Origin of the sequence: Vibrio sp. dhg, from assembly GCF_003443775.1 — a bacterium.
GTDB lineage: Bacteria > Pseudomonadota > Gammaproteobacteria > Enterobacterales > Vibrionaceae > Vibrio > Vibrio natriegens.
On sequence record NZ_CP028943.1, the window covers coordinates 2041621 to 2053358 of the forward strand.

Annotated in this window: 10 protein-coding genes; 4 read left to right on the forward strand and 6 right to left on the reverse strand. The window is 43.4% G+C overall.

Annotation, left to right across the window (positions count from 1 at the left end; translation table 11 throughout):
• Nucleotides 1-112 precede the first annotated feature (112 nt).
• The 3 genes from DBX26_RS09390 to DBX26_RS09400 are packed head-to-tail and all read left to right on the forward strand — an operon-like array spanning nucleotide 113 to nucleotide 3640.
• A complete protein-coding gene (locus tag DBX26_RS09390) occupies nucleotides 113-1432 on the forward strand; it encodes a paraquat-inducible protein A (protein ID WP_118118922.1) in 1320 nt (439 codons plus the stop codon).
• On the forward strand, nucleotides 1425-3071 hold the full coding sequence (gene pqiB, locus DBX26_RS09395) for an intermembrane transport protein PqiB (protein WP_065297064.1): 1647 nt from the start codon (nucleotides 1425-1427) through the stop codon (nucleotides 3069-3071). The genes DBX26_RS09390 and pqiB overlap by 8 nt, the downstream gene beginning before the upstream one ends.
• The gene (locus DBX26_RS09400; protein WP_118118924.1) at nucleotides 3071-3640 is read left to right on the forward strand and encodes a membrane integrity-associated transporter subunit PqiC; all 570 of its coding nucleotides are present in this window, start codon (nucleotides 3071-3073) and stop codon (nucleotides 3638-3640) included. The genes pqiB and DBX26_RS09400 overlap by 1 nt, the downstream gene beginning before the upstream one ends.
• A 64-nt stretch (nucleotides 3641-3704) precedes the next feature.
• Here DBX26_RS09400 and DBX26_RS09405 read toward each other — a convergent pair whose 3' ends face one another.
• Genes DBX26_RS09405 through DBX26_RS09420 form a run of 4 tightly spaced genes read right to left on the reverse strand, consistent with a single transcriptional unit; the run spans nucleotide 3705 to nucleotide 7903 of the window.
• A complete protein-coding gene (locus tag DBX26_RS09405; RefSeq protein ID WP_118118926.1) occupies nucleotides 3705-5429 on the reverse strand; it encodes a glycosyltransferase family 39 protein in 1725 nt (574 codons plus the stop codon).
• Nucleotides 5426-6094 (reverse strand): TVP38/TMEM64 family protein, encoded by a 669-nt coding sequence (locus DBX26_RS09410; RefSeq protein WP_118118928.1) that lies wholly within the window; start codon nucleotides 6092-6094, stop codon nucleotides 5426-5428. Before DBX26_RS09410 ends, DBX26_RS09405 begins: the two co-directional genes overlap by 4 nt.
• Entirely contained in the window at nucleotides 6091-6840 is a 750-nt protein-coding gene (locus tag DBX26_RS09415; RefSeq protein ID WP_014232459.1) for a glycosyltransferase family 2 protein, read from the reverse strand. The genes DBX26_RS09410 and DBX26_RS09415 overlap by 4 nt, the downstream gene beginning before the upstream one ends.
• 58 nt (nucleotides 6841-6898) lie before the next feature.
• Complete coding sequence (locus DBX26_RS09420; protein ID WP_118118930.1) at nucleotides 6899-7903, reverse strand: NAD-dependent epimerase; 1005 nt, start codon at nucleotides 7901-7903, stop codon at nucleotides 6899-6901.
• A gap of 500 nt (nucleotides 7904-8403) precedes the next feature.
• On the opposite strand from DBX26_RS09420, the gene DBX26_RS09425 reads away from it, so the two are divergent.
• Nucleotides 8404-8643 (forward strand): hypothetical protein, encoded by a 240-nt coding sequence (locus tag DBX26_RS09425; protein WP_118118932.1) that lies wholly within the window; start codon nucleotides 8404-8406, stop codon nucleotides 8641-8643.
• Nucleotides 8644-8714: 71 nt separating this feature from the next.
• Here DBX26_RS09425 and DBX26_RS09430 read toward each other — a convergent pair whose 3' ends face one another.
• Together DBX26_RS09430 and pyrF are read right to left on the reverse strand one after the other, a co-directional pair.
• Nucleotides 8715-10553, reverse strand: a complete 1839-nt coding sequence (locus tag DBX26_RS09430) for an extracellular solute-binding protein (protein ID WP_118118934.1) — start codon at nucleotides 10551-10553, stop codon at nucleotides 8715-8717.
• Nucleotides 10554-11015: 462 nt separating this feature from the next.
• A complete protein-coding gene (gene pyrF, locus DBX26_RS09435) occupies nucleotides 11016-11717 on the reverse strand; it encodes an orotidine-5'-phosphate decarboxylase (RefSeq protein WP_118118936.1) in 702 nt (233 codons plus the stop codon).
• Between the last annotated feature and the right edge of the window lie 21 nt (nucleotides 11718-11738).

Here is an 11738-nt window from a genome sequence, read left to right on the forward strand (position 1 = left end):
ACCAATTAGTCACTAAAATGCAAGTAGAATTTGTGTTAAAATCTTTGCCTTATATAAGTATCTGCTGTAAAACAGAGTATTCTTTCGGGCAAATGATTTACAATCCTATTCCATGAGCACTCAACCAAACTCAAGTCAGTTAATAGCATGTGAAGAATGTGGTCTTGTTGTCCGTATTCCTAAGATAGAACAGGGGCAAAAAGCACAGTGCCCACGCTGTTCACATTCACTCACTAAAGTGAATGCGAAACCGTATCAAAGTGTCATTGCTATCTCGTCGGCATGTTTGATTATGTTAGTACTCAGCGTTTCGTTTCCATTTATGTCTTTCAGTGTGCAAGGCTTATCTCAAGAGATCACGTTACTGCACGCAGCCAAAATGCTGGCCGAATTCAAAAATGTCCTACTTGGCGTACTGCTGTTGGCGACTGTTGTTGTTCTGCCAACCATCTACGTGGGCTTAATTCTTTTCCTCCATCTTGAGGCACTGAAAACGCTCAAACACTCCCCCTCTAAAAAGCAGCAGAGGATGACAAAAGTCTTGTGCCGTATTCTGTTTAAGGTCGAGCCCTGGCTGATGGTGGATGTCTTTTTGATTGGTGTACTGGTTAGCTTGATCAAAATTGCTTCTCTCGCCGATATCGGTATGGGAACCTCTTTCTGGGCTTTCTGCGTTTACACCGTTTTAGTCGTCAAGTGCATTTCGATGGTCGATAGAAGCTGGCTATGGGGTCACTTTATTCCAGCCGTAGAGGTGCCTGGAGTAGCAGAAGGTGATACCCACCACAATCACAATCATATTGGCTGCCATACTTGTCATCAGATAAACCGCATCGAAGATAAAGCCTGCATTCGCTGCAAAAGCCCGCTCCACAGATACAATCCTACCGACAACTTACAAAAAGCGTGGGCTCTACTTTTTGCGTCGATAGTTTTTTATATCCCAGCGAACCTCTACCCGATGATGTACACCGTTAGCCTTGGGCATTCAGAAGGCTCTACCATTATGGAAGGGGTAATTTTGCTCTGGCACTTGGGCTCCTACCCAATCGCTATGGTAATTTTCTTTGCCAGTGTTTTCATTCCGATGGCGAAAATGTTCGCTCTGGCGTGGTTGTACATTCAAGCTCAGAAAGCGCGATACCTTCCACCGGAAGAAAGTATTTCACGCTTAAAGATATATCGCTTAACTGAATTTATTGGCCGCTGGTCAATGATTGATATTTTTGTCGTCGCTATTTTGGTTGCACTGGTTCAGTTGCAAAACCTGATGGCGATTTATCCCGGCCCTGCTGCGTTGTCATTTGCTGCAGTGGTTATTTTCACCATGCTCTCTGCCATGATTTTTGACTCACGCTTATTGTGGCAATCGCCACAGAATGATGTGCAAGAGCCGATGCCTGACTTAAAAGAGAAAGCCAAATATGAGTGATGAGAACAACACAACCGCTCAAATAAAACCGCAAAAGCAGGTTTCTGCTATTTGGATTGTTCCAATCCTTGCGCTAGTTATGGGGGCGTGGATGCTGTTTCAATACATCAACAGTACCGGCCCACAAATCACATTGCAGCTACCGACAGCCGATGGCATTGAAGCAGGCAAGACGGAGATAAGAGCGCTTAACGTAAAAGTGGGCGTTATTACCGAAGTCACACTCAGCGAAGATTATGATCACATCATCGCTAAAGCACAGATGAACAAAGACGCGGCGCGTATGCTGAGAGACGACACCATGTTTTGGGTCGTCAAACCTCGCATTGGCCGTGAAGGCGTTTCTGGGCTAGAAACCTTACTTTCTGGCGCTTACATTCAGCTACAGCCTGGTAAGTCAGATGAAGAGAAAGAAAAGTTCACGGTACTAGATGTTCCGCCCGTTGCAGCTCCCGATGCTGAAGGATTGAGACTGGTCTTAACTCACCGTGAAGCAGGAAAGCTGGGGGTTGGCGATCCGGTTATCTTTAAAGGTTTTACCGTTGGGCGCGTAGAGAAAACCAGTTTTGATGTTGATTCCCGTCAGGCGCTTTATCAACTCTTTATCTTTAAGCCGTATGACAATCTAGTTCGTACGCGCACCAAGTTTTGGCTCAATTCCGGCGTCGATTTACAACTCAATACCGAGGGCTTTGAATTAAAATTCGGCTCTCTTGAAAGCTTACTGACAGGTGGCGTAACTTTCGACTCCATTCCCGGTATGGACTCAGGTGAGCCACTCACGGAAGAAATGGCAAGTTTTCGCTTATACGATGATGCTAAACAGCTTCGTGAAGGCATGTACGACGAGTACATTGAATTTGTTATGTTGTTTGATGAATCCGTCCGTGGTCTAAAAGCGAAAGCACCTGTCGAGTACCGAGGTCTGCGAATTGGCACCGTCATGAGAGTACCACTGCGCTTCCCGACTCAAGAAGAAAGTTTTTCAGTCAAAAGAATTCCGGTATTGGTGCGTATCGAATTAGGCCGCCTGTTCGAGCACTTCCACACGGATTCGATGTCTGACTACAGCGAGAAATTGAAACTTGAGTTTGCCAAAGGCCTTCGTGGCACGTTGAAAACGGGTAGCTTAATTACTGGAGCTCTATACATTGATACTGACTTCTATCCAGATGCCGAGAAATACGTACCAGACGAGTTTTTGGGCTTAGAGGTTTTCCCTACCATGCGTGGCGGATTTGCCCAGGTTCAAAAGCAAGTGAATGATTTCCTGGATAAGCTCAACAAGTTACCAATGGAAGACACGCTAAACTCGTTAAATGAAACGCTGAAGACTTCAGAACGTACGTTGGCTTCGGCGGAGCGTGTGGCAAACAGTATCGATAAATTGTTAAGCCAGAACGATACTCAGCAGATCCCTGCGGACATTCGTCAGAGTCTGCAACAGCTACAGAAAACACTCGATGGTTACGGTCCTAACTCAACCATGTACAGCGAAATGGAATCTACGCTCAAAGAACTTGAAAGCGTAATGACCGAGTTTAAACCTGTACTCAAACAACTTAATGAAAAACCAAACTCACTCGTGTTTGGAGAAGAAGAAACCAGTGATCCGGTACCTGTCAGAGGGCAAAAATAATGAAGCGTGTATTTCTTTTAGTTTCTGCACTATTAGCAGGTTGTAGCAGCGCACCAGAACCAACCAGTTCGATGTATCTGTTACCGAAAGTAGAGTCTCAAACGTTGAGTAGCGCGGCAGTGGCTGAACGCCCTCTGTTGATTGTTCGCCCAGTTGAGCTGGCCAGCTATCTCAATAATAGTGGCATTGTGTATCGCACTTCTGAATCACAAATTATTCAGGCTAAACACAACCAGTGGGCGCAAAGCATTTCAGAGCAGATAACTCAGCGAATCATTGACGACCTGCGCCAAAAGCAAAGCCATTATTGGCCAGTTAAAGTACATAGCCTCATAGATCAAAGTAGCGAAAATAAGCTCCAGCTAAGTTTGAGTAAGTTCAATGGAAATTACCAAGGTAACGCCGAGCTTGAAGGCGAATGGATGTTGATTGATGCTAATGGCAAAGTGCAACATCGCTCGCCAGTCAAAATCCTAATGCCTTTACAGGATGAAGGTTACGATGCTCTGGTTGGTGCACTTTCGGCCGGACTGGAAAACCTTACAGACAACATCGCGCAACAACTGTAAGAGTTCAGTTAAAACCAAAAAGGGGAGCGTATTGCTCCCCTTTCCTATATATACCGACTACCTATCATGAGTAAGGCTCGACGACATGTAACTCATAACGTTTGATGGTTTTAGGTGGCTCACAATCGTCCAGCGCACTCTCTTCATTCAATAACATCCAGTCTTTACGATGTGCGTTACCAAGTGACTTCGCTTTATTGATATCAAAACAAAGCTTCTCATGACCATCATGGGTAAGAATGTAACGATTTGGCTTTTCATTTATCCATAGCCATGCATTGCGCTCTTGCTCTATATGATCAGATAAATAACTGAAGTGCGTTAATGATATTGGAGAGAATAGTAGAAACTGCTCTTTAAACTCAGTAAGCCCCAACTCCCCATCCTCACCAATCGCCTTATGAGCTTGCGCCATTATTTCTTTTGCTGGCGTACGGATTGGATTGAGCAGCATGTAACCCGCAAAGCTGTACCAAACCCATGTTAGTGACAGCGCTACCCAAAACGCGCCAATGGCAGGAACCGTACGAGATTTGAAGAAAGCTGTTACCCATATTATTGCCGCGACTAAAAAGAATGCCGCGAAAGGTAATGCCGAATCGTAATCGTCTAAATGTTTGGTGATTGCTTTCACCTCCAGCGCTACCAGCACTGCACCCACAAAAAGAACCACGCCAAGAACTAGCGTCAGAGCTTTTAGCACTTTACTTGCCCATGAAGGCCAAGACTGATGGCTAAAGGCATAGCCAGCTAAAATCGCCATCATTGGTAGTGCTGGCAAGATGTATACACCTCGTTTCCCTGGGCTGATACTAAAGAATACGATAACCAGTACAATCCACGAAAGCACACTGATAAGTGCAGGCGACAAACGTAACTGCTTCCAGAAGTTCTTGTTAAAGAAGATAAAGTAAAGCGGGAACCACATAACCGGAATGACACTGACGACGAAATAGTGCCAAGGCTTAATATGTCCCCAAGAATTTGCGTAGCGCTCTCCCGTTTGCTTAAACAAGATATTGTCTTTATATGCTGCAAAATCCGGGTTATGGCTTATCTCAACAATCGAAATCATAGGTAACAGCCAGCATGCAATGGTTGCTAACATAAACACGGGACCAAGCAGCAGCTTCCAGGAGACTGCATCATCGAATCGATGTTTGCCTGTAAAATGAAGCAACAAAACTGGCACTAAGAATAAGGCAGGCAGGAAACCAACGCCTTTCGTTATAATGCCCAACCCCATGAAAACCCACGCAACGCCGTACCATCCCCAACTGGTCTTTACAAAGAAATGTCGCAACAACCCATACATCGCAATGGTAATCCAAGCCGCGACCATAGCATCAATCTGAGCCGCTTTAGACTGGATAATAAATTGCGGAGCCAGCAGCAATAAAAAGCCGACACTCCGAGCGGTTTTCACATTCCACAGTTTTGCCGAAATGTCGTAACAACAAATTAATGCAACCAGGCTAACAATCGCATTGGGCAACATGAAGGTCGCTTTTATACTGCCAGTCAGCCAATAAAAGGCCGCCATTGACCACATAAATACTGGCGGTTTATCCGGGTAGAGCTCTCCTCCTCGCATCGGAAAAAACCAGTTACCTGATTGAACCATTTCACGAGCAACTTCGACAAAACGAGGTTCATCTGCAGGCCAAGGATCACGTAGGCCAATTCCAGAAAAAATGATGATAATAGCGAGGATCAATAAGAAGCAGAGCGTTTGATAATAGTCTTCGTTTTGCCAAACTTGCCTGGACTTCGCAACAACAGGATTCATAGTTCCTCTTCCATATTTAATAGTTCAACGCGGCTTTTAATATGATCTCTATACAGAAAACCAGTCAGTAAAGCACTGATCACACCAAAGAAAATACTGAGATATATCATTGTATTACTTGATGACTGAATACCTGCTCCCATTAGTGCGAATATAATCACTTGTGGGAGATAGCCAAGTACACTTGCAGAAAGAAAAGCAAAAAAAGGAACTCGCACACTGCCCGATAAAACGTTAGTGACAACATTATTTCCGATAGGGAATAAACGTAACAGCAAGATTTTATAAAATGGTTTTCGGCTGGCGAATGAATTGAATTTGATCATTTTCTTAGGGAAATGACGATATAACCAGTTGGCGAAGATAAACCTAGCGCAATAATAATTAAAAGTGGCACCGACAACACAAGCTAATAATGTCAAAACCACACCTAGGTTAATATTATATAAATACCCAAACACGAGCGCGATTGCTTGCTTAGGCCCACTTAAAGATAAAAATATAACGCTGAAAGTGAATACCACCAGCTCTCCCGTCATACCATTTTGTTGGATATAACCAACTAGCCAGTTTTTATCCGTTAAATGCACCAAGACGGGATTATCAAGCTGATTCGCAATCAGAACCCCGACAGCAATTAATAAAAAAAGCTTCAACCACTTCATTCTTGTTGTTCTGTACCTGCAACACTCACCGCTTTAACCAGTGGATTTTTAGTGCGTCTTTGTAACCAAATCACACCAAACAAATCAACGATACCAACCCACGCTCTATTCCAGGCATTATAGTTTGACGTCCCTGCTTCTCGGTCTCGGTGCGCGACTTGATGAACCACAATTTCACCATTAAGCGACTTAATCAATGCAGGGAGAAAACGATGCATATGATCAAAGTAAGGTAGACGTAAGTAAGTCGCTTTGGGAATAACTTTGAGACCACAACCGGAATCGGGCACACCATCACCCAATAAAGTATGACGCACTTTATTAGCGACTTTGGACTGAAAGCGAACCCAAGCCGTATCCAAGCGCTTCGCCCGGTAACCCGCAATACAAAAATGCGGATTAGTCACTTTAGCTGCGAGTTCTAACATGCTTGGCATGTCAGACGGGTCGTTCTGACCATCTGCGTCAGAGGTAATAATCCACTCACCTTTTGCGTGTTTAACCGCCGTCAAAACTGCGGTGCTTTGTCCGCAACTTTGCTCGTGACTAACAACTTGGAGGTTACAACCACACTCCTGCGCAGCATCAAGGGCTTCCTGCACTGTGTTATCTGTGCTTCCGTCGTCAGTAATCACAATTTCTACTTCTGGATAAGCCTTCAAGCTATCATGAATTTCTTTCACTAACTTCCCGATATTCCCTTGTTCATTTTTAGCAGGAATAACGACAGATATACTCGGCAACATTCACTCTAACCTTGTCATAGCAAGCTATAAAGACAAGCCTTATAGCCTTACTTTATTTTTACTTGTTATAAAACTCTCGGTACCAGGACACAAACTCTGCAATACCTTCTTGTATCGATACCGCAGGTCTGTACCCCGTTACTGCATAAAGATCTTCGGTATCTGCGTACGTTTGATAAACATCACCAGGCTGCATATCTCGAAAATTCTTTTTCGCTTCAATGCCGAGTTCATTTTCTATCCCATATATAAAGTCCATCAGGTTGATAGGTGACCCGTGACCGATATTGTAAACCGCAAACGGCGCAGAGCTACTCGCTGGCGAGCCTGTCTCTACTTTCCATTGAGCATTTTGGACAGGAATGACATCGGCTATGCGAACGATACCTTCAACGATGTCGATAATATGTGTAAAGTCTCTCCACAACTCACCGTTGTTGTTAATGTCTATCGATTCCCCTTCAAGTATCTTTTTGGTGAAGATAAATGGCGCCATGTCGGGACGTCCCCAAGAGCCATAGACAGTAAAAAATCGTAATCCAGTAGTAGGAATTTGATACAAATGAGAATAGCAATGCGCCATTAACTCATTCGATTTTTTCGTCGCGGCATATAGAGATACGGGATGGTCGACACTATCAGACGTTGCAAAAGGGACTTTACTATTCAAGCCATAAACGGAGCTAGAAGAGGCGTACACCAGGTGCTGAACACTATTCTGACGACAACCCTCAAGTATATTTAGGTAGCCGGTTACATTTGATTCAACGTAACAGTGAGGGTTTTCAAGTGAGTATCTAACGCCAGCCTGTGCAGCAAGATGAATGACCCGATCAAAGTTCTCCTTCTCAAATAAAGCTTCCATTTCCGCCCTATTTGAAATATCAATTTGTAAGAATCGAAATGACGGATTCTTGATAAAACTTAACCTTGCGTGTTTTAGCTCTACATCGTAGTAATCATTGATGTTATCAATACCGACGACTTCATGTCCCTGAGCATTGAGTTTTTTCACCGTTGCGCTACCAATAAAACCGGCGGCTCCAGTAACTAAGTACTTCATAAAATCAAACCCAAAAATCCATCTTTAAAAATTAGTCATAATCTATTGATATGTAAAGTTTATTAACAAAATATAACTTATGAGACAGATTAAATACTTTATGTTGTGATATTACTCTAGGTTATTCTGAAATAGTTAGTAACAAAACAAAATTAAATGTGTGACGTAGAAATATCCTAACCAAGACCACAATCTTGCCAAGATTCATATTTTTGTCATGCAGGCGCAACATTAAATCGAGTTGAAAAAATATAGTAAAAATGGGGATGACATTAGTAACTGGAATTAATATGAAAGATAGATTAAATGTCTATTTACTCATTTAAATAGCAAATATACGGAATAAGAATAAATATCATTATCCAACCAAATACACCGAGGTGATCAGAACACATTGATCTTCGTCAGTCCATCTTCAGCATGCTGATGCTACTCTAGCGGAAAATGTAGACCGCCAACAACGGGTTGGTGTTCAACCACGAATAAGAATTAGAGTAGCAATGTCAATCACAATCTCAGACCTAACCAATGCACTAAATAAGGTTGAGCATATTCATAAAGTTCAGCTAGAAAATGTGCACCATTTTTTTAAAGCCAATGAAGCTTTCTCGATTACAACGTTTGTTAACATCATCTCTAGTGATTCTATCGATGAACGTTTCAAAGCCATCGACCAAGCATTTTCTTCTTTAGGCGATGTAAAAACCTATCTTCTCGAAGCTTCTTATTTGGTTAGATAACAAGACGCTTAGCAAAAAGTAACAAGCCCTATCTCTTTGAGACAGGGCTTACATTTTAGTTGAAGCTAAAACTACAACTTGTAACGGTCATCAACAACGCTAACTTCAGGGAATGTTTTTCCGTCGTTCATCGCCTTTTCCGTTTCTTTTTTCACGTCAGGATCAATCCAGAAGTTACCAATATCCATTGGATGAAGGACCCATTCTGTCGCTTTTGTCATGCCATCTTTTGGAATTTTCACCCAACGCCAATGAGCCACACGTGAATAAGGCACCATGTAACCAGGGACAATAATATTTGCTTTGGTCACATAGTCTTGAATCTGGTGGGACAGTTCATAACGTTTTTGCTGATCAAACTCTGAGTCATACGCCTCAATCAACTTATCCAGCTCTGGGCTGCTGAAGTTAGTGTGTGCGTTCGTCTGAGGTTTGTTCGCATTATCTGAGTGGAGGTATTCCCAGTATGCTGGAATCTCACCCGACCCCATGTTCAAGAAAGCCAGTTGATGTTTCTTCTCCAGAATATATTTAAACGCAGATGAACCGTCTACCAGGTTTAAGGTAAATTCAAGACCTGCCAACTTCGCTTGCTCCTTGAGGTAAGCAATTCGTGGCGTCCAAGAGTTGTAGCCATAAGTAATCGCAAAGCTCAGGCGCTGGCCCTTGTCGTTCACACGAATACCATCCGCCCCAACAGTATCAAACCCGGCTTTCTCAAAATGTTTCACGGCTGCAGCCACATCAAACTTCGGTGGTGCATTATTCGGATCGTCATACTCACCATGGCCAAAACCAAGGCCATGTGGCTTACGCGAGTAGTCACCGCGCATGATATTCTCAATCATACCGTCAAAATCGGTCGCAACCATGATGCCTTTACGCACTTCAAGGTTATCAAGCAATGGCATTGCTGTGTTCATCCAAACACCACCAGCACCTTGTGGTGCTTGGTTGAAGCCCCAATATTTTTCGATATAACCGTTTTTATAAACATCGGTATTGGTCTTATCGTGCCAATAGTTAGGTAGCACCATTTCAAAGTAATCTAGATTGCCTTTTTCAAAGTGCTTAAGCGCGATATCCGGGTCACGAATGACGGTAATGCGTACTTTGTCTACGTTGTAACGGTTCTTGTAGTAACGGTTGTTGTAACCCCACCAGTCTTCACCAACATGTTTAAAGGTAACGCTTTTACCTTTTTTGATTTGATCCAAGTAGTAAGGGGCTGCGGTTGGTTCCGCTTTGAAGTTGTATTTGCGTACGAAGTTGTCTGGCATGCCATCGTTATTTTCGTCTTTTTCACCTTCGAAGAAATGTTTCGGACGAGGCTGGAAGCCATTACTAGGCATATTGATCATCACCATCAGGGAGTCATGGCTTTGAGCAACAGCAAGGTTCACTCGGATGGTGTAATCATCAATCTTTTCGACACTCACGATACTGTTGGTAAAGAAGTCATTGTACCAAGGGTCAATGATGTCTTTCGATGTGTAGTACTGCATCATAAAGACGTAATCGTCGGCAGTAATCTTCTCACCATCAGACCATTTTGCGGTTTCATCTAGCTGAAAATAAACCGTTTTATTGTCTTCACCAAACGCCCATGACTTAGCCAGTTGCGGAATCCATTTGCCCGTATTTGGATGGCGTTGCGCCATTTTTGGCGTACCATCCATCAGGTATTGGCGTAAGCCTGAGTTTGCATCAGGGCCAACACTACGTAATGTTTGTGGGAAGCTTTGAATATACGTGCGATAAGTGCCACCATGAACCGCTTCTTTTGAAGCGAACAGAGGCTCATTGTCGTTTGAAGTCCATTCAATATTGGCTGGCAATTCAGCCGCATTCAGCTGAAAACTGGTCGCCGTTAGTATTGCTAATACTGAAAATGGCAGTTTCTTGGTCATTTTTCTTCCTTGTTATGATTTGCGATCTAAGGTAGATACAAGGAAGACCGTGAGTGAAGCTCACAAGATCTGCGAGAATAGCCCTACGCAGACAGGAAAGTAAAAAAGTATAATACGAAGCGACGTCCTGCCAACTTCTGCATTAATTTCAAAGAGATTCACCAGGTCATCCTAGACCTTACAACGCAGTAAATGCATCTCCGTCATAGTATTAGTAACCTATTTGTAACGCAACCCATCAATAACACCCGCTTGCATTTTCTGTTTATCACAGCGCTTTATGTTATGAAATTGTGACCGACATAGTGTTATGCCCTAGTCCAAAGTCGATTGACCGTAGAGCATTAAACCTAAACACTCCAACTTAGGCTAGCAGATCCAATACCAATCGAGTAAATAGAAAAAGGTGGGACATCACTGCCCCACCTTTGGAATCAATAATACAATCATTGAGTTTAGTAATTACATGTTCGCTAAGCTGTCATTGATTGACTTCAATACCGCAGCAGGATCACTAGCCTGAGTAATAGGACGGCCAATAACCAAGTAGTCAGAGCCCGCTTGAATCGCGTCTACTGGTGTCATGATACGACGCTGGTCACCTTGCTCAGAACCAGCAGGACGAATACCAGGTGTCACCAGCTTAAACTCTTTGCCCAGCTCGCCTTTCAACATTGAAGCTTCCTGCGCAGAACATACTACGCCATCAAGACCCGAGCTTTTCGTTAGTGTCGCAAGGCGGATCACTTGCTCTTGAGGAGCGACATTCAAGCCTATACCTGCCAAATCACTCTGTTCCATGCTGGTTAGTACCGTTACACCAATCAGCAACGGGCGATCTTTTCCATATGGTTCCAGAATCTCACGAGATGCTGTCATCATACGTTCACCGCCGCTTGCATGAACATTCACCATCCAAACACCCAGTTCCGCGGCCGCACGCACGGCTTTCGAACAAGTATTTGGGATATCGTGAAATTTTAAATCCAAAAATACAGAGAAACCACGTTTGTGTAGCTCACGTACGAAATCAGGACCAAATAGTGTAAACATCTCTTTGCCGACTTTTAAACGGCATGACGCAGGATCAATGCGATCTACAAACGCAAGCGCATCAGCTTGGTTATCATAATCCAGTGCGACAATAACTTTTTGGTCGATCATTTCATCTCCTAAAATTTTCTT

Excerpts from the sequence above, each read along its gene's own strand:
- pqiB (WP_065297064.1), top strand. The coding sequence starts at position 1,425 with ATGAGTGATGAGAACAACACAACCGCTCAAATAAAACCGCAAAAGCAG.
- DBX26_RS09420 (WP_118118930.1), bottom strand. The coding sequence starts at position 7,903 with ATGAAGTACTTAGTTACTGGAGCCGCCGGTTTTATTGGTAGCGCAACG.
- DBX26_RS09425 (WP_118118932.1), top strand. The coding sequence starts at position 8,404 with ATGTCAATCACAATCTCAGACCTAACCAATGCACTAAATAAGGTTGAG.
- DBX26_RS09430 (WP_118118934.1), bottom strand. The coding sequence starts at position 10,553 with ATGACCAAGAAACTGCCATTTTCAGTATTAGCAATACTAACGGCGACC.
- DBX26_RS09405 (WP_118118926.1), bottom strand. The coding sequence starts at position 5,429 with ATGAATCCTGTTGTTGCGAAGTCCAGGCAAGTTTGGCAAAACGAAGAC.
- DBX26_RS09400 (WP_118118924.1), top strand. The coding sequence starts at position 3,071 with ATGAAGCGTGTATTTCTTTTAGTTTCTGCACTATTAGCAGGTTGTAGC.
- DBX26_RS09390 (WP_118118922.1), top strand. The coding sequence starts at position 113 with ATGAGCACTCAACCAAACTCAAGTCAGTTAATAGCATGTGAAGAATGT.
- DBX26_RS09415 (WP_014232459.1), bottom strand. The coding sequence starts at position 6,840 with ATGTTGCCGAGTATATCTGTCGTTATTCCTGCTAAAAATGAACAAGGG.
- pyrF (WP_118118936.1), bottom strand. The coding sequence starts at position 11,717 with ATGATCGACCAAAAAGTTATTGTCGCACTGGATTATGATAACCAAGCT.
- DBX26_RS09410 (WP_118118928.1), bottom strand. The coding sequence starts at position 6,094 with ATGAAGTGGTTGAAGCTTTTTTTATTAATTGCTGTCGGGGTTCTGATT.